Below are 17,229 nucleotides of genomic sequence, written 5' to 3'. Positions count from 1 at the left end.
CGCCCTCATCGATCGAGGCGGACACGAAGTCGTCGCGCGCGCTCTTTGAAGGCGCGGTCGCCACCTTCGAGGATGTCGCACACATGCTTCCGCATCTCCGCGTTTTCGAGGCCACCGGCCAGATACCGGATGGGCGGCAGCTTGCCGGGCGTATGGGTGCCGGAAAACGCGACGATGACCTGATCGGCGTCCGTGTTGACGACGAGATTCGCGTTGTGCGTCACCATAATGACCTGACGCACGTTCTTTGCGGCGATGAACAGTTCGACCAGCTCGTCGAAGATCGACTTCGGATCGAGGTTTTCCTCCGGCTGGTCAATGATCAACGGGCGGTCATCGCTGTCGTCCAGGGCAAGATAGAGCAGCAGCAGAACGATGCCGCGCGTGCCCGGCGAGAGCTTGCGAATGTCGACGGCTTCGTAGTCGATGCTGTAGCTGATTTGGATATGGCCGGTGCCGTAGAGCCACTTGGCGAAGCGTCTCAGCCAGGAGCGATAATCCGCTTGCTGTGATCGCGGCACCTCGGAGAGATCGAGCAGCTCGGCCTGATGGGCCTGGCGAAATCCCGCCATCGCTTCGGCAACGGCTGTTGGATCGCCGGATTCCCAAGCCGGCTTCAGCAGCGCGTTAGCCCAGGCCTCCAGCGTGCCTACGCCTTTGAAAGGGCCGGTGCGCCGCTTGTCGAACAAGTCTTCGCCCTCCGTCGCCCAGCGGTGCACGTCCGCATGGCGAGACACCGAGAACGACAATTTCCGCAGCGTCCCGGGCGCCTGCGCGAGCCGGTCCATGAGGGGGCGGTACAGCGTATGCAACACTTGCTCTTCAGCGACGATCGACTCGAAGACCCGCAAATAGGCCTTTTCTCGATCGGACTGGAGCTGGGTGGTCCGCGCTGCGGCACCTTCACAATCGGCCAGCGAGTCCTTCAGGCGTTTCAGCGCGGCGTTCTCGTCTCCGATCTTGGTGGTTATCGTCCGCAAGCGGTTCGCGGTGTCGGTGTCGATGTTGATAAGCCGCTGAATGCGGCCAATCTCGGCCTCAAGTTGGCCCAGCGACAATTGTTTCAGCTCGGCATCGTCGGCCACATAGGGCTCCTGATCGGTTGCCTTGCGGGGAAGCGCCTTACCTCGCCACCCGGCCGTCGCCTTCTCGGCCTTGGCCAGCCGCTCGGTCAATGTGCCGTCGACATTGCCGGCGTAGGTCTGCCGGAACACGTCCCATGCCTTGTCGTCGAGATGCGCGCCGACAAAGTTCTGCTTGGTCGTTCGTAGGGCCATCGGCGCGCGATTGGTTCGGAAATCCGATACGTCGTTCTGCAGGGAGCGCAGCGCCTGGCTCTCCTGCGACCAGAGCCGAATCTGCGTCCGGACATAATCGGCCGCTTCCGTGAGCGCGTTCAGCCGCGCGACCCGCTCCGCGCTGCCTGCGGTCACCAACTTGTCTCGGCTCTTGATATAGCCGGCGATCAACGCCTCTTTCTGGGTGATCTGCGATTTGAGGCCGGTGATCTGGCTTTGCTTCTCGCGCTCGAGCCCGATTTGATCGGAGAGTGCCTCAATGGCCTCCTCGTCGCGGTCGCGATTGTCGTGCAACACCGTCGTCCGCAGCTCCAGCAGCTCACCGAAATCCGTCGCGCCATCGCGTTCCAGCGTGTTGTGCGCTTCAAAAATGACCCGCTCGATCTCGCTCAGCAGTTCATCCTTCAAGCCGTCGGCCGAGCAAAGCTCTTCGACGAACTTCTGGGAGAGGTAGCGCGCTCGCGGGTAGAGCGACGGATCAAAGGAATCGTCGAGCAAGCGGCGAACCGAAGGATCGCCGGTCTCCCAGTTCAGCCGGACGCCTACGCCATCAAGATGCTCGCGGGCTCGTACAATGAAGGACGCATTGCTCAAGCGGCCTTCCGTGGCGTCACATCCCGCCGCGATCGCATCCGCAAGCGCGGTTTTTCCGGAGCCCCGCGCGCCGATGATGGCGACCAAACCGGCATTGAGCGCGAGCTTCGGCGTCTGGACCCATTCCGCGCCCGACAATTCTACCTCTGAGATGACGCGTGCGGGCGTCGCCCGAAACGGGGGGTGGGGGCCGACATAGGCCCGGCCGGCAGGATCGATGTAGGCTTGACGTAGCGCATCGAATTCCAGTGCGCCTTTGATCCACGAGTAGCGATCGCCGTTGGGCTTGGCGACGGTCGCTTGCTCATGCGCATCGCTGCCGTGCAGGCAGGGTTTGCGGCCGTCATATCGTTCGCGAAGCACGTCCTCTCCGACGCCGCTTTTCCGGCCCAGCCAGAAATCCCGCTGCGCTGGGCTGCTGGCAAAGATGACGTGCGCGAACTTCTCGATCTCCTGACGCAGGGTGGCGTCATTGGAGTCGCGGATGCCGGACGTGCCATCGGTTTCGGCGCCGGCGACTGCGATCAGAATATTCTCTTTCGCCCAATCGCTTCTGCCGTACTCCTCGCGCAACTTTCCAAAGTTGACCTTGAACTGTGAAGCGCCATGGCGGAAGGCGGCCCGCTCATCGGTCAACTCCGGCTTGGATTTCCGCCCTAGCTTGGCGAGATCCTCCCGGGTGCAGGCGAAGTTGTCGCCGAAGGCCTCAAATCGCAGCCGGCTCAGAAAGCGCTCCACCTCCGAGACATGCTTTGGATCGTCAGGGCAGACGAGAAGGTGGATGTTGGTCCATCTTTCCTTCACCGTGGCGACATCGAGCCGAAGCTCTACATTGGGGAAGACGAGCGCAACCTCCGGGAGGCGGCCGTTTTCCTTCATCTCCCGCACGACTTGCTGATAGGTATCGGTGCGATAATAGTCGGTCACAGCTATGGCGCGGATGACGGGTGTCGCTTGCTCTAGGCTGGTGAGGTAGTCGCCCCAGGCGTTCGGGCCTTTAAACTGGTTGTTGAACAAGGTGCCGGGCGCATGAATGTGCGGCTCCCAACGATGCCATTCCGAACCGCGATTGCTCATACATCCCCCTGATTGTTTTCCTTCTGGTTGTCTTGTGGAGCCGCGTTCGCCGTGGCCGGCGGCGGCTCGGCGGGGAAGTCGACCCCGGAGACGAACAGTTTCACGGTGTCTCCTTCGACGAAGATGCTGTCGGCATCATTGGTGATGGAGCCGGTGGCCGCGTCCCGGCTTCCCCTGATCCGCCCATGCGCTGTGTCGAAGGAAATGGACTCGCAGATCACGTAGCCGTAGCGAACGAAGTCCGAGCCGTAGAGGCCGTCCGCGCCCTTCGGGTAGCTCGCGAACTTCACCACGTTGTATTCAGGCTTCAGAAGGCTGACGAAGGCCTTCTCGGCGTCGGCGACGATCCGCTTCTGGTCATAGGCGCCGCTGAAATCCTCGTTCTCGAAGTCATGCTGCGGTTCGAAGGTCGTCATGATCAACGGCTGGACGTTGAACAGAAACAGATAGATTTCGTCCGTCACCCGGGCGCCAGGATAGCGTTGGGGCTCGTTGCCGAGAATCTCCATGCGGGCCTTGTGCCCGTTGCTGATGAGGCGGTCGAAGCTGTCTCCAACCTTGGCAATGCCGACATAGAGCAAATCGTAGGTGGCGGCCTCACCGTGCCGGTCGAAACGCTCGATGCCAGTGCGGCCGCGTGACCGATCCCATATCAGCTTCTCAGTCGTGAACCATTCCAGCACGTTCGAGCCGGGTTCGCCGATCGCCCCATCCCATATCCGTATGTTCTTCTCACCACCCTCGACCCAGAAGGATTCCGCCTCCGACTCCTGGACGGCTGGCAGGTCGCGAATGTGGATCTCGACGGGGTCCCGGAAGTCATCGCCGATCGCGAAATCGAAAGTCACGACATAGGTGTCGGGATCGATCAAAAGGTTCAGATATTTCGCCTCGGCGCGGCCGCCGATCATGTAGAAATCGCTCTGCCTGAGGAGTGCCTCGACCTCTGGGTCATTTTGAAGCCAGACAGCTTCCTGATTGGAGATCGGCGGATAGACCGTTTCCAGAAAGGTGACTTTGGATTTCGTACTTGTGGCGCCCATGCTCATAGTCAGAGGCCGTAGTACAGGCGGCGCAGGTATGTCCTGGCCGTCACGAGGACGATATGCAGGCGGAAGGTGCTGTGATCCTCGTCCGATACCGCTGTGCCCGAACCGATTTGATCCTCCAGACCCAGGCACAGGACCATCTGATTGGAGCGGGCTTGGCTATGGCCTTCGAGAAGTTCAACGGCGGCGATCAGGGTCGAGCGTGTGAAGGGCTGCGCTCGCATCAGCGCGCCACCCGGATATCCTGCGTTGCGAAAGTCGGACTCCTCAACGGGAGGTGTTCGATTCAGGCGATCTGGCCCAAGCGCGAGATCGAGTGCTTCGCAGATCGTGCTCTTGCTGACGTTGTTGCCGCCGATCAAGAGCGTATGTCCAGAGAAGTGAAGTTCCGCTTTCTTGATGCCCCGGAAGTTCTCTATCTGCAATCTTGAAACACGCATGGCTCCCCCCAATAACCTTTGTTTTATCGTTGTCGCTACACGGCAGCCTTGTTTACCTTGGTTTCAAGATCGGCACATGCTTCCAACAGCTCGTCGAAGGATATGGCATTGCCTACCATCACTTCGTCCGCCAGCATTGCGGCGTAGTCCTTGGCAAGCGCCGTCTTGGCTTCGCCTTCGGGGACGATTTTCAGATGCCCTGTGGTCGCAGGCAGGTAGTCGACCACTTGGCCGTCGGTGTCTTTCTCGATGAAGAAATAGGACTTGTGGTGGGCGACGGTGGTTGCCACCGTGCGATCGGCCATGACGGCCGTGAAATGCGGGCTTCGGGCTATCGCAGCCAAGTCATGCCAATGGCGCGCGTAGCGTTCGCTGCGGATGCGGCCTTGGGCGCAGAACACGTGCGCAGCGGTGGCCTTCTCCCAAAAGGTACGCGCGACGCTCATGACCAGCGGCGAGGCAGTGGGGAACGACACCTCAGGCAAGTGTTCGGCGATGTCGCAAGTCACCTGGAATACCTGATGCGGCTCGCCGGTGGCGCGCGCCCCGAACTCCAGTGTGACGACGGGCGCCACGTAACCAGTTCCTTGCTTCAGGGCAGGGTAGTGGAGAAGCAGTTTGTCGTTCTCCTGCCCGCAGAGTTCAAGCCGAGCATCCAGACTCTCGCACGTCAAGGCTGCTTGTAGCACCGGCTGCACGTTTTGCGTGATCCAGTCGGGCAGCCGGTGTCGCACGGCTTGTGTCCATTTGCTGGCCTGGCTGCGGCTGGCCGGCAGGTCGCCGCCTGCGCCGATCAAGTCCGGGATCAGCTTGCGGATGTCGTAGGTCAGATCGATGTCTTCGGAGAAGCGGTCGATGACCTTGTAAACCTTGGACAGCGACGTGCCGCCCTTGAAGGTCAGATCGGCCGCGAGCGGCGACTCGAACAGGGTGCGCAGCGTCCATACCACCCACACGTCCTTTTCGAGCAGGTGGGCGGGGCGACCGGTTTCGGCTCGCCCGTATTCCAGCGCTTCGCGTTGATCTTCTTTGCTCAGGTTGAAGAAATATTCAGCCACGCGCGGCTTCCTCGCCGATGGCTTGTGCCATCCAACCGGGCAGTGTCGCACGTACCGCAGCCAGTGCTTGCCATTCGGCGCGGGGCAGGGTGCGGCGTAGCGAGGCCAGCGAGGGGCCGGCATGCGTCGGGCCGATCCAAGCCAGCGCGCGCACGGCTGCGCCGGCCGGCCGCGCGCCCAGCGCCAGCATCCAGCGCGGCGCGTGCTTTACCAGCACTTCGGAACGGCCGAGCTTGAGCTTGCGGGTGCGGCCGGATGTCAGATAGACCTCGCGGATGGGTACTTGCTGCGTCAGGCCCAAGGCATTGGCCGCGCTGGCACCGTGCGGCACGACGATTTCACCGCTTTGCTCGGCCAGTGCCTGGACGACCTTCTCGGGCGCGGGGGCGCGCGAGCCGAACCGGCTGGGAACTGGGGCAGAGTAGGCGCCCCGCGCCACGCGCAGCAGCTTGCCGGCCTGGGCCAGTCGAGAGAACGCCTGATCCACCGCCGACCGGCTTCCCAAGTGCAGAAACTCCTTGGGCGACAGAACTCCCCCCTCGGGAAGCGAGCGGGCGTGTTGCAGGATGGTTTCGGGCAGTGTGTTCATGGGGCACCTCTCGGACAGAGAAATGATACACCAGTTTCTGACATCTTGGCAGCAGCACACTCCTACCTGTATGTCCGCGTATTCGGCGGGCGGTCGAGGAAAAAACAGGGAGGGCAACAGGTGTGCTTCCTGCCCCAGTGCTTGACGCGTTGAGGGGACCGTCTCAAGCGTTCTTTGGCAAAGTTGTCGCTGTCGTGGTCTGGCTACGACTGGAGAAACAATTCCAAATCAAAGGCGCTTTGTGACAGACGGTTCGCCGCAATGGCCATGATTCGCTGCGCAGTAAAAATGGCTATCCGACCGAGCAACCAGTAAGGCTGCCCATCGTGGAGCATGTCGGAGTGCATCGACTTGAGGGAGCTGAAGTGCAGTCTCAAGTTATGTATGATGGGTGCTGATTGATGATAAGCAGTTATCCCGCAAACCCGCGCCAGAAAAGGGTTCGCATTTCTGACGGTAAAAGCGACGGTAAAGGCTTTTTTCGATCACAGCCAAACCCTTTAACCATGCGGGTTTGGGAGATCCGTTGATGATCGAGTGGGAGTGAATTGACGTCCTTCGAGGACTATCGTCAGCTATCGAAAAACCGTCATAACGTATTGATTTTCAAGAAAATACGTCGCGGCATCTATCGGTGGCTATCGCCGGCCATCAAAACAAGTTGGCGGTAGAGTTGACGGTATAAATCGAGGCCAGATCAAGACATTCTCGTTCACTATCCAGACTTTTACCGTCTTTGACGGTAAAAGTCTTCTCGGGAAAGCTCGTTTTACGCGGCTTTCCGGGCATCAACAGGTCTCCTGATCCCTGACGGTAAAACCTGACGGTAAAGCCGTCAATATACCGGAGGAAACCTCGATGCTCACCGACGCCGCGCTACGCAATCTCAAGCCTAAGTCCTAGATCGATAAGGCTTCTGACCGGGACGGGATGTACGCGACGGTATCGACCAGCGGTACCGTTACCTTCCGCTACGATTACCGTCTCAATGGTCGCCGCGAAACGCTGACATCGGGCGCTATGGCCCTGACGGTATTTCGCTGGCGATGGCGCGTGAACTACTCCTGGACGCACGCAAAGCCGTTCTCAAAGGCATCTCGCCCGCGCTTGAAAAGCAGCGCGAGAAACGCCGCGTGACCGACATCAAGACCTTCGGCGCGGCGATGGACACATTTTGGGCTCATGCCCGATGGGCCGACAGCACCCGCGCTGCACGCAAGCACATCATTGACCGGGACATCTTGCCGGTTTTCCGCAATCGCCTGCTGACCGAAATCCAGCCTGAAGACCTGCGGATTTTGTGTAACAAGGTAAAGGAGCGCGGGGCACCGGCTACGGCGGTGCAGATTCGGGACATCGTGAAGCAGGTCTATGTGCACGCTATCGCTCATGGGGAAAGGTGGACACGGGGATAACTCGGGGACAAGGTGTGGATGGCCTCGTGCTATCAGGCGAGCTGGGTGTCGTGCTATCAGGCGTGTCCCCATCGTGCTATCAGGCGTGCGAAATCTCCGCAAAGCTAATAACGACGCGGGTTTCGGCGCCCTCTAACTTATCTAACATAAAAGCTCTAACTGGTAGTAAGTGCGCTCCGTTTCGGTGGACAACCCCGAAACGACAGGGCGAAGCCGGTGTTTCCGGAGGGGGGGCGCGCCATGATCGTCGCGCTGCAATCAGAAAAGTGGCGTCGGCAAGACCACGCTCGCTACCCACATCGCCGGCGAACTGGCGATGCGTGGCTCGCACGTCATACTGCTCGATGCTGACCCGCACAGGAACCGCAGTCGGCGGCCGAGTACGACGACCGCACGACTGCGGCCGTGAAGTCCGTGCTGATCGAAATAGGGCAGATCCTCGGCAGCTTCAAAGGTAAGTTCGCCATCGTCGGCGGCGCGGTTCCCTGGCTGCTGCTGGCCAGCGAGGACATGCCCCACGTCGTGACGCTCGACGTGGACGTCGGGCTGGACGCAGAAGCACTCGGCGATGGCGAGTACGCCACCTTGATCGGTGCGCTTCAAGGCCATGGATATGCCCAGCGCGAGGGGCTTCGGCGTTTCCAACTGGTTCGCCAGGTTCCCGCGCGAGATGGCGGGGAGGCAATCGATGTCGTGGTCGATTTCTTGATGCCCCGCGACGCCGAGATCGTCAAGAACGATCCGCCACTGATCAGCGACTTTGCCGTGCAGCGGGCGGATGGCGCCGATCTGGCGATGCGCTTCTATCAACTCGTGGCGGTGACAGGGGCGATGCCAGACGGAGGGACAAACCGTGTGGAGATCGCGGTATGTTCCATCCCGGCTCTGCTGGCGATGAAGGGCCACGCACTGGCGGGCCGTTACAAGCAGAAGGATGCCTACGACATCTACTACTGCGTGCGTAACTACCCCGAGGGGATCGACGCGTTGGCGCAGGAATGTCAGCAGCTTCTGGTGCATCCAAGCGGTGAACGTGGGTTCCGCTACATCGCCGAGAAGTTCGACACCTTCGAGGGATACGGGCCGACCTGTGTGAGGCGCTTCGTCGAAGACACGCATGCGCTGGGGGAGCGTACGCCCGAGCAGTGGCAGCAGGATGCCTTCGGTCAGATCGACGCGCTGCTGCGCGCCATGACGCTGCGAGCTTGAATCGTACCCAATGGACTACGCGCGACTTCGCTCGCTGTTGGCTCCGCTCATCATGGCGTTAAAGGACGCCGGCACGCATACCATGCTGCCGACGTTTTGCGAGGAATTGGGGTTGCCCATGCCCGCCACTGACGGGTCCAAGCGTGACCGCATGACCGCCAGCTTCGAGGCTACCGCCGACGCTGACCTGCCTGCGGTTGCACGCAAGCTGTTGGTTCGCCATCCCCCCAATGCCACGACGCGCAACCAGATTCAGGACATTCTCTGGAGTGACAGCGGGTGTCCGCCGATCCCGAAGCGGTATCGGCGCGAGGTCGCTCGAAGACTCAACAGCGAAGAGCTGTATGGGGATGCTCGAAGGTTCGACGACATTCTGGAGCGGTTGTGGATCTTGGATGCCGATGATTGGCTTAATTTGCTGGGCGGCAAGCCCAGCGGGTTGCGCGCGGACATTCAGCAGCACGTCCATCGGAATCCGGAGGACTGGCCGGCTGAAACGCTGTTCGACCAGTTGGGTGCCTATGACGCTTCCGATCGGCGTTTTGCGCTGTTTCTAGAGGGGCTGGCTTCGGCCGACGTGCGACCCGACGAGGCAGCGCAACGCCACTTCGTTGCTTGCGTCAACGAGTCTCTGCGCAATTGCGGTGTCGAACTGCGCGAGACGGATTCGGAGGGAGGTTACCCGGTCTTCTCGATGGTCTCGTTGTACGCGGCGGTCAAGGGTCGGCCGAAGAATCTCATCTTCGCCTCACCCGACAAGCCTGACCTACGTTTCCGCGACGCGCTGAACAACGACGTCGAGATCGTCACCAATGCCGATAAGGTGCTTGTCTATGACCGTCCCATCGGCAACGACGGACTGCGCTGGAATGACCTGCAGCAGTGGTGGGGCGATACAGAGCGGATTGCCGATGCCACGCAGGCCAAGCGCTCGCTGTACGCACGTCTCAGGGCCAGCTTGCCCCGCAATTCCCCGCCGCAGTCCTTGTTGTTCGATGCCTTCTTCGAGGGATTCCGCGGTGCCGTGCCGAACCTGCCCGCACTGCTGCCCGAAGTATGGCTTCACTGGGACCCACGCACGGTCAAGGAGCGGGGACCGGACGCGCTGCTGCGCTTTCGCATGGACTTCCTGTTGCTGCTACCACAGGGCGTGCGGGTCGTCATCGAAGTGGACGGGAAGCACCACTACGCGGACGGCGCCGGGTGCGCCGACGTGCAACGCTATGCGCAGATGGCCAAAGGCGACCGCGAACTCAAGCTTGCGGGATATGAAGTCTTTCGTTTTGGGGTAGCGGAACTGCAGGCACCTACAGTCAAGGCGGATGTGAAGGCCTTCTTTGACGCGCTGTTCAAGCGCTACGGTGTTCCGACGAACTGACAACACGACCTCGTGCTAACACAGGCAATTCCTTGGAGAGCAGCCTGAATGCCTTGAGCATCAACCTCCTGGCGTCACATTTCAACGCCGTGGCAGGACGAGTAAATCCGCCGCTTCCTCTGCATCATTCATAAGCGTTTTGCGAAGCGCGCCCAACTGCGCACGCATCGTCAGACCTCGGGCAAGGTCGACGGTCTGGCTCGCCCGCACAGAGACGGGAAAGTCGGATGGGATTTCTCCCGCGCTGATCCCGTCGCAGAAACGGCGTTCCACGAGCGCCACGCCGGCAGATGCGGCGTCCTTCAGGAACTGCCTGACCTCAGCGTCGTCCACGAGAGGCGCGACGCACACGAGTAGACATCCTGGCGCCGATCCTTCCTCGGTCGCAGCTTCCACGGCGTGTCTCAGGAAGCTGGCCAGCGAGTCGCGAAGAGTCCGCGGCGAGAAGAGCGCCTTCGCAGCGCGAGCGCCTTTCGCCTCCGCATACGCCCTGAGCGCACGCAAGAATATTGCCCGCTTGTCCCCGAAGACGGCATACAGGCTAGGCCGACCCACGCCCATCCCGGCGACGAGGTCATCGATCGTCACACCGTCGTAACCCTTCGACCAGAACACCTGAATCGCTTTTTCCAGCGCCCCCTTCTCGTCGAAGCTGCGCGGCCGTCCGCGTGGCTTAGCGTTATTTTGAATCATATAGTTCAAAAATCATTGACAGTAATTTGCTGCGGTCATTATTATACCAAACAGTTCTAAATTCAAGGCAGAAGGAAAGTACGCATGGAACATTCGATCGCCCTCGTTACCGGTGCGACCTCCGGGCTCGGTCAGGCGGCGGCCCGCCTTCTTGCCGAAGGGGGCTGGTGCGAGGTCATCATCACTGGGCGCAGCCTGGCTCAGGTCCAGGAAACCGCCGAACAACTCGCGGCGGAGACCAAACGAAAGGTCTTCACGCCCTTGGAGCTGGACCTGGACAAGCCGCGCAGCGTTCAGTCCGCGCTCGCCGAGCTTGTCAAGCGAGGTCGGCCGCTCGATTTCCTGCTGCTCAATGCGGGGATGGTTCCTGGCAAGGCGCGGGTGATCACTGAGGCGGGCATCGAGGCTTCTCAGGCCCCGCTGATCGGCCATCATCAACTGACTATCGGGTTGCTCCGCGCGAAGCTGCTGAGCGCCAATGCGCGGATCGTTATCGCCAGCGCAGAGCCCGCTCGGGGCGGCGTGCCCATGTTCAAGTACACCGACGCGGCCGCCTTCGCGGACAAATACTTCGGGGGTGACCAAACCACCGCTGTCGAGGCCCTGATTCGCAACGCGCCGCACGTGAAGTACTCGCCGAACAATGCGTATGCCGATGCGAAGCTCATTGTCGCTTGGTGGGTCGCGGCGCTGGCGCGCCGGCTTCCCTCCGGCATGGCCGTGTACGCTGTCTCGCCCGGTGCGTCGAATGCCACCAAGGTAGCGCGAAACGCCGGACCGTTGTTGAAGTATCTGATGATTCCGATCGTGAACCTCATCCCCGGCATGAATCAGACGCCGGAGACCGCGGCCCGTCGCTACCTCCAGGCGTCGGAGTTTGGAACCGACGCCTCAGGGCAATTCTACGCGTCGGCTCAAGGGAAGTTCTCCGGCCCAATGGAGGTGCAGCGCCAGCCACACCTCCACGATGGCGCCAACCAGGAAGCTGCTTGGCAGGCCGTCGTCAATGTTTCCGGCATCGACTTGCCTCATCCAGATTGGTTGAGGGAAGTGTCCGGAAGGAGCCCCGATCGCGGTGAAATTGTCGCGTGATTCGTTCGGCAGGTGATTGTCGGGCTGCGGGATTGTCCACGAGTTCCTGCGGCATTTGAAATGAATCGTTCAAAGCTAAGTCTACTGCGCTCCGCACCTTATTTTATAACAAAATAGTTCAATATTAACCGGGCAACTTAGCGTCGCGAAGGAGAAAGCATGAAAAAGTATGACGGAAAACGGGCAGTGATCATCGGTGGCACCAGCGGCATGGGGCTCGCAACGGCGAAGATGCTGCTTGAAGAAGGGGCGCGCGTTCTCGTGACGGGTCGCTCCCAGGCTGGCTTGGAATCGGCGGAGCAAGAACTTGGCGGCAGTGCCATCGTGGTTTCGAGCGACGCGCGTTCGTTGACTGACATCGACGCTCTCGCTACTCGGGTGAAGGGCGAATTCGGCACCTTCGACCTGCTTTTCGTCAACGCGGGTTTCAGTATTCCAACGCCTCTCGATAGCGTGACGGAGGCCATCTACGACGAAATGTTCAACCTCAACGCCAAGGGACCGTTTTTCGCGGTCCAGAAGCTCGCCCCGTTGATCAATCGTGGAGGCTCAGTTGTCCTAACGACATCCGTCGCCAACGTCAAGGGACTGCCGGGCCAAGCCACATACGGGGGCGCCAAGGCTGCGCTGCGGTCGTTCGCCCGAGTGCTCGCCACCGAGCTGCTTCCGCGGGAAATCCGCGTGAACGCAGTGTCGCCTGGCCCCATCGACACGCCGATCCTCGACAAAGTGTTTCCCGATAAGAATGCGGCCGCCCAAGTCAGAGAGAAGACGATCGGCATGATCCCGATGAAGCGCTTCGGGACCTCGGAGGAGATCGCGAAGGCCGTCCTCTTCCTCGCGTTCGACGCGACCTTCACGACCGGCCTTGAGATTCCGGTCGATGGCGGCTGGTCGCAAATCTGAGGAGTCCGGTTTAAATGAAGATGAGAAGAATCGTAAGTGCCGAGAGCAAAGCTGGCGTCGTCATGCAAGTGAGCGATGTTCTCGATACCGATACCGCCGATAGAGTCACCAATATTTGGGGATTCGACAAGATTCCCCAACTGCCGCTTACGCCTGATCAAGTTCTCGGTGAATACAAGCGGCTTGGGATTTTTGGGCCAAAGGACTCCGTTCGAGTCGATCTCCAAATCGTTCCCCCCGAGAAAGCGGGCGCGACCGATCTCGGTGCCTTGATGGCCAAAATCGACTTCGGCACCGGGGGAGGCATGACCCAAGGCGAGCACGGTGGCTCAATGCACCGGACCGATACCATCGACCTGGCGGTGGTGCTAAAGGGCGAAGTGGATATCGCCTATCCGGGAGAAGACGGTCAAGTGCACACGACCACTGCCAAAGAGGGCGACTTCTTCGTGCAGAACGGCGCCTTTCACGAATTCCACAACCGCTCGGACGACCCTTGCGTAATCCTCATGTTCGTCTTCGGAGCCGAGAGGAAGGAGGCCTGAGCCACAAGGAATCAACGTGCTGAACCCTGGCGCGGTCGATACGCCCATGTTCGGAGAGCTGTTCCCTTTCGGAGAAGGCACGGCCGAAGCCACAAAGCAAATCACAGCGATGACGCCCTTGGGACGCCTGGCGTATGCCGATGAAGTCGCCTGTGCGGCTTTGTTCCTCGCTTCGGACCTCAGCAGCTACGTCGCCGCCATCGACCCTCTCGTCGATGGCCGCCTGACTGCCGTTTAGCTCGAAGGATTCAGCGCAGCGCCGATTATTATTTCTGAGGAGGCACTGATGACACATACAGCGAACCATTCGATCCCAGAGCAGGGGAAATTTCGCCGTGCCCTCGCGACTGCCTGGGCCCTCCTGCAAGCCATGGAATCCACCGGCTTCGACTACACGCTCGATCGCATCGAGCGCTTGGAACAGGAGGTGGGGCGACTGAAGGAGGAATTGCGCCAAAGCCGGGACCCGGCGGCAGTTGATACGCACAAGTGAAGAGGTAACAAATGTCCTTATTGAAAAACAAGATCGCCGTCGTCACGGGGGGCAGCAGCGGCATCGGCCTCGCGACCGCCAAGAGGTTTGCCGAAGAGGGCGCCTATGTATTTATCGCCGGCCGCCGTCAGGCCGAGCTTGACAGGGCCGTAGCGGAGATCGGCAAGAACGTCACCGGCGTAAAGACCGACATCTCAAAGCTCGATGACCTCGGCCGTTTCTACGAGGCCGTTGCTAAGAAGGGCAAGATCGATGTGATTTTCGCGGGCGCGGCCTTCGTCGAAAAGATGATGACTGCCACGGTGACACCCGAGCATTTCGACAAGACGTTCGACACGAACGCCCGCGGCACTTATTTCACTGTTCAAAAGGCACTGCCTTACCTGAATGATGGTGCTTCCATCATTCTCGTGGCGTCCGCAGGGAAGAACAAAGGGCTTCCGGGCCGCAGCACCTACAGCGCCACCAAGGCAGCGCTTCGGTCGTTGGTTCGGACGTGGACCAGCGAATTCAAGGAACGGGGGATCAGGACAAACGTGTTGAGCCCTGGCGCGGTCGACACGCCGATGTTCGACAACCAGTTCCCATCCAAAGAAGGCGCGGCCGAAGCGAGAAACCAAATCACTGCGATGACGCCTCTGGCACGCTTGGCGCGACCCGAGGAGATCGCTGCCGCAGCTCTATTCCTCGCCTCGGACCAAAGCAGTTACGTCGCCGGTATAGACCTTCCGGTCGACGGCGGCCTGACGGCTGTTTGAGAGAAAAGGACTTTGGGCGGATGTGCGTTGAGCATGCCCGGAGCGCGCGATACCGATATTAAAACGATCAACTGACGAGGCGCCCCAGTGGCCTTGGTATTCGCTTGAGGATATACGTCATCTTCGATGTTTCCTAGCGGTCGCAGGGGAGCTTCACTTTGCGCGGGCCGCCGAGCGATTGCATATCGAGTAGTCGCCTACTGTCTCGCGCCATCGTGACAGCCAGCCGGCGCCCGCTTCGGCTAGGCGCTTCCACTGTAACGCTTCGGGATACGCGAAACGGGTTGTGTTCAAACGGCTGCGCTGCCACGATGCGAGACGGTGTCGTACCAGCGGCGAAGGGCTCCGAGTTCCTCCGGGATCGACAAGTCGATCGCCTTGGCGGCGAAGTCCACCGTGACGAGCAGCGTGATGTCCGCCACCGAGAAGTTTTCACCAGCGGCGAAGGGAAACTCGGTCAGCCGCGCGTTCATGTCCGCGAACAGATTCTTCACGCGCCGCGTGCTGCGCTCGATCAGGGCAGGGATCTGCTCGTAGTCGTGCGGTCCCGCGATCGCTCGGCCCTTCAGGCCGGGCGCCTTATTACGGATCGCTTCCATCACGGAGGCGAAACCCTCCTGTTCGATGCGACGGTCCCACATCGAGACCACGGCCCGCTCCGCCGGCGTGGTGCCAAAGAGCGAGGGCGTCGAGTACAAATCATCGAGGTAGCGGCTGATGACGGGCACTTCGCCGATGGCCGTTCCGTCGTCCAGCACCAGCGTGGGTACGACGCGGCGCGGATTGATGGCACGGTAGGCTTCGCCATGTTGTTCGCCCTTGCCCAGGTCGACGGGGACCAGGTTCAGAGCGAGGCCCTTTTCGGCGAGCAGGATGCGCACGCGGCGCGAATTGGGTGACGAGCTGGAGTGATAGAGCTTCATTTGAATTTCCTTAGGAGGATTGAATGGGTGAGGGCGGGTCAGAGCTTGGAGCCGCCATCCACGCGCAGCGTGTCGCCGGTGATCCAGCGTGCGTGGTCCGAGGCCAGGAACGTGACGGCACTGGCGATGTCTTCGGGCTGGGCCAGGCGTTGCAGGGCCTGCATGCCGAGGGTCGCCTCGCGGCCGGCGTCCGTCTTGGTGAAGCTCGACATCTCGGTCTCCACCACACCGGGCGCCACCGCGTTGACGCGGATGCCACGCGGGCCGAGCGCCGCGGCCCAGTGCTTTACCAGCGTATCGACCGCACCCTTGGTGGCCGAGTATGCAGAGAGCGTGCCGACCGAGGCGTGCGCCGCCAGCGAGGACAGCAGGACGATACTGCTGCCCTTGCACAGTGCAGGCAGTAGTTGCTGCACGAGGAAGAACGGTGCACGCACGTTGACCGCGAAGAGCGCGTCAAAATCCTCGACGGTTGTGTCCTCGATCGACGCGGCCTTGGCGATGCCGGCATTGGCCACCAGAACATCGAGCCGTCCGCCGATGATGGTGCGAACGCGTTCGGCGAGCCGGTGCGGGCCGTCCGGCGTGCGCAGGTCGGCTGCGACCGTCTCGGCTTTGCCGCCGGCGCGGCGGATCTCGTCGACCACGGCGGTTGCCTCCTTTTCGCTGCTGCCGTAGTGAACCAGGACTTGCGCCCCGGCCGCGGCCAGCGTTAGGGCGGTGGCCCGGCCGATACCGCGCGAAGCACCGGTGACGAGCGCAGTCTTGCCTGTGAGTGCGTTCATGACGTCCATCTCCAAAGAGGTTGCGAGGTCGCTCAAGCGCTGGCCGTGTCGGCAGGGCTTTCGTTCAGGAACTGGGTGGCGTGCGCGACGAAGCGCTCCGGGTACTGATAAATCGAGCCGTGGTTGGAGTCCGGATAGATCACCAGCTCCGCGTTCGGCAGGTGCTGCTGCAGCGTGACGGAGTGCGTCGTCGGGATGATCACGTCGTTGCTACCCTGGACGATCAGCGTGGGCTGCCGAATCGACTTCAGATAGACCAGCGCGTCCTGGTCAGGCGCAATCCATTTGCCGATGGCAGCGCCCTGTGCGGCCAGGGTCTGTGCGCTCACTTCCGGGTCGCGATCCTTGCGACGCCACTTGCGTTCAAGGAAGGCGATGCCGGCTTTCTGACTGGCCTCGGACGGCGCGAAGTGCACCGACAGCCAGAGATGTTCGGGCGGCTCGTACCGGTCCGCGAAGATCTCGGCCGAGCGGCTGGCCGTCATGTCGTTGCCGCGATGGCCGGTGCCGACGAGGATGAGCTTGCGCACGAGATCCCCGCCCTGAAGTGCAATCTCCTGTGCAACAAAGCCGCCGATCGAGATGCCCAGCACATCGACCTGGTGGAGGCCGAGCGCGCGGATGAAGGCAATCGCGTTGGCGCCCATTTCCGGGAAGCTGGCCGGTGTCTCGCCGGACGAACTGGACACGCCGGCGTTGTTAAACAGGATCACCTCGCGCGTCTGAGCGAGGCCGTCGGTCACGGCTGGATCCCAGTAGTCCATCGTTCCGGCGTAGTGCTGGTTGAAAACGATCGGCACGCCGCCCGACTTGCCAAACCGGCGATAGGCGAAACGGATGCCGTCAGCTTCGACCAACTGGGTCGGGGCAGTATGGTGAGTCAAGGTGTTCATGGTGATGTTCCCGATGGAAAAGCAGCGCCGGCTC

At 61.1% G+C, this 17,229-nt stretch carries 17 protein-coding genes and 3 pseudogenes; 11 read left to right on the top strand and 9 right to left on the bottom strand.

Annotation, left to right across the window (positions count from 1 at the left end):
* Positions 1 to 5: 5 nt before the first annotated feature.
* From bpln_RS11805 to bpln_RS11785, 5 genes are read right to left on the bottom strand one after another with little or no spacing between them, the layout of a single operon-like run.
* The gene (locus bpln_RS11805) at positions 6 to 2,969 is read right to left on the bottom strand and encodes a TrlF family AAA-like ATPase (RefSeq protein ID WP_027807003.1); all 2,964 of its coding nucleotides are present in this window, start codon (positions 2,967 to 2,969) and stop codon (positions 6 to 8) included.
* Positions 2,966 to 4,018, bottom strand: coding sequence for a hypothetical protein (locus tag bpln_RS11800; protein WP_063900147.1), 1,053 nt, complete (start codon positions 4,016 to 4,018; stop codon positions 2,966 to 2,968). The genes bpln_RS11805 and bpln_RS11800 overlap by 4 nt, the downstream gene beginning before the upstream one ends.
* Before the next feature lie 2 nt (positions 4,019 to 4,020).
* Entirely contained in the window at positions 4,021 to 4,443 is a 423-nt protein-coding gene (locus bpln_RS37715; RefSeq protein ID WP_244131924.1) for an AAA family ATPase, read from the bottom strand.
* 50 nt (positions 4,444 to 4,493) lie between these two features.
* On the bottom strand, positions 4,494 to 5,516 hold the full coding sequence (locus bpln_RS11790; RefSeq protein WP_027807005.1) for a nucleotidyl transferase AbiEii/AbiGii toxin family protein: 1,023 nt from the start codon (positions 5,514 to 5,516) through the stop codon (positions 4,494 to 4,496).
* The gene (locus bpln_RS11785; RefSeq protein WP_027807006.1) at positions 5,509 to 6,105 is read right to left on the bottom strand and encodes a DUF6088 family protein; all 597 of its coding nucleotides are present in this window, start codon (positions 6,103 to 6,105) and stop codon (positions 5,509 to 5,511) included. The genes bpln_RS11790 and bpln_RS11785 overlap by 8 nt, the downstream gene beginning before the upstream one ends.
* Before the next feature lie 903 nt (positions 6,106 to 7,008).
* Here bpln_RS11785 and bpln_RS11780 point away from each other — a divergent pair.
* The 4 genes and pseudogenes from bpln_RS11780 to bpln_RS11770 all read left to right on the top strand — a co-directional run.
* Positions 7,009 to 7,505 (top strand): annotated as a pseudogene (locus bpln_RS11780) (tyrosine-type recombinase/integrase); the annotation flags it as partial.
* A gap of 255 nt (positions 7,506 to 7,760) precedes the next feature.
* Positions 7,761 to 7,875, top strand: a pseudogene (locus tag bpln_RS35485) (nucleotide-binding protein); the annotation flags it as partial.
* Between the two features lie 50 nt (positions 7,876 to 7,925).
* Complete coding sequence (locus bpln_RS11775) at positions 7,926 to 8,729, top strand: nucleotidyl transferase AbiEii/AbiGii toxin family protein (RefSeq protein WP_055138893.1); 804 nt, start codon at positions 7,926 to 7,928, stop codon at positions 8,727 to 8,729.
* Between the two features lie 10 nt (positions 8,730 to 8,739).
* Positions 8,740 to 10,107 (top strand): AbiJ-related protein, encoded by a 1,368-nt coding sequence (locus bpln_RS11770; RefSeq protein WP_055138892.1) that lies wholly within the window; start codon positions 8,740 to 8,742, stop codon positions 10,105 to 10,107.
* A gap of 81 nt (positions 10,108 to 10,188) precedes the next feature.
* Here the strand turns inward: bpln_RS11770 and bpln_RS11765 are convergent, their stop codons facing one another.
* Positions 10,189 to 10,800, bottom strand: a complete 612-nt coding sequence (locus bpln_RS11765) for a TetR/AcrR family transcriptional regulator (RefSeq protein ID WP_055138891.1) — start codon at positions 10,798 to 10,800, stop codon at positions 10,189 to 10,191.
* An 84-nt stretch (positions 10,801 to 10,884) separates the two neighbouring features.
* Between bpln_RS11765 and bpln_RS11760 the strand changes: the two genes are divergently transcribed.
* From bpln_RS11760 to bpln_RS38275, 7 genes and pseudogenes are all read left to right on the top strand, one after another.
* Positions 10,885 to 11,892, top strand: coding sequence for an SDR family NAD(P)-dependent oxidoreductase (locus bpln_RS11760; RefSeq protein ID WP_055138890.1), 1,008 nt, complete (start codon positions 10,885 to 10,887; stop codon positions 11,890 to 11,892).
* 159 nt (positions 11,893 to 12,051) lie between these two features.
* On the top strand, positions 12,052 to 12,798 hold the full coding sequence (locus bpln_RS11755; RefSeq protein WP_055138889.1) for an SDR family oxidoreductase: 747 nt from the start codon (positions 12,052 to 12,054) through the stop codon (positions 12,796 to 12,798).
* Between the two features lie 14 nt (positions 12,799 to 12,812).
* Complete coding sequence (locus bpln_RS11750) at positions 12,813 to 13,343, top strand: cupin domain-containing protein (protein WP_055138888.1); 531 nt, start codon at positions 12,813 to 12,815, stop codon at positions 13,341 to 13,343.
* 16 nt (positions 13,344 to 13,359) lie between these two features.
* Positions 13,360 to 13,581: an SDR family oxidoreductase gene (locus bpln_RS11745; RefSeq protein ID WP_208459452.1), complete on the top strand. Its 222-nt coding sequence runs from the start codon at positions 13,360 to 13,362 to the stop codon at positions 13,579 to 13,581.
* 48 nt (positions 13,582 to 13,629) lie between these two features.
* Complete coding sequence (locus tag bpln_RS11740; RefSeq protein WP_055138886.1) at positions 13,630 to 13,836, top strand: hypothetical protein; 207 nt, start codon at positions 13,630 to 13,632, stop codon at positions 13,834 to 13,836.
* 11 nt (positions 13,837 to 13,847) lie between these two features.
* The gene (locus bpln_RS11735) at positions 13,848 to 14,594 is read left to right on the top strand and encodes an SDR family NAD(P)-dependent oxidoreductase (protein ID WP_055138885.1); all 747 of its coding nucleotides are present in this window, start codon (positions 13,848 to 13,850) and stop codon (positions 14,592 to 14,594) included.
* Positions 14,595 to 14,649: 55 nt separating this feature from the next.
* Positions 14,650 to 14,784: pseudogene (locus bpln_RS38275) on the top strand (LysR family transcriptional regulator); the annotation flags it as partial.
* Between the two features lie 100 nt (positions 14,785 to 14,884).
* Here bpln_RS38275 and bpln_RS11730 read toward each other — a convergent pair.
* Genes bpln_RS11730 through bpln_RS11720 form a run of 3 tightly spaced genes read right to left on the bottom strand, consistent with a single transcriptional unit; the run spans position 14,885 to position 17,195 of the window.
* Positions 14,885 to 15,517 carry a glutathione S-transferase family protein gene (locus bpln_RS11730; RefSeq protein WP_042625329.1) on the bottom strand — a complete coding sequence of 211 codons (633 nt, stop codon included), beginning with the start codon at positions 15,515 to 15,517 and terminating at the stop codon, positions 14,885 to 14,887.
* 38 nt (positions 15,518 to 15,555) lie between these two features.
* Positions 15,556 to 16,302: an SDR family NAD(P)-dependent oxidoreductase gene (locus tag bpln_RS11725; RefSeq protein WP_055139518.1), complete on the bottom strand. Its 747-nt coding sequence runs from the start codon at positions 16,300 to 16,302 to the stop codon at positions 15,556 to 15,558.
* A 32-nt stretch (positions 16,303 to 16,334) separates the two neighbouring features.
* Complete coding sequence (locus tag bpln_RS11720) at positions 16,335 to 17,195, bottom strand: alpha/beta fold hydrolase (protein ID WP_055138884.1); 861 nt, start codon at positions 17,193 to 17,195, stop codon at positions 16,335 to 16,337.
* Between the last annotated feature and the right edge of the window lie 34 nt (positions 17,196 to 17,229).

Origin of the sequence: Burkholderia plantarii (assembly GCF_001411805.1) — a bacterium.
GTDB classification, from domain to species: Bacteria; Pseudomonadota; Gammaproteobacteria; order Burkholderiales; family Burkholderiaceae; genus Burkholderia; species Burkholderia plantarii.
The sequence above is the reverse complement of the archived record's forward strand: the minus strand, read 5'-3'. Positions and strand labels throughout refer to the sequence as shown.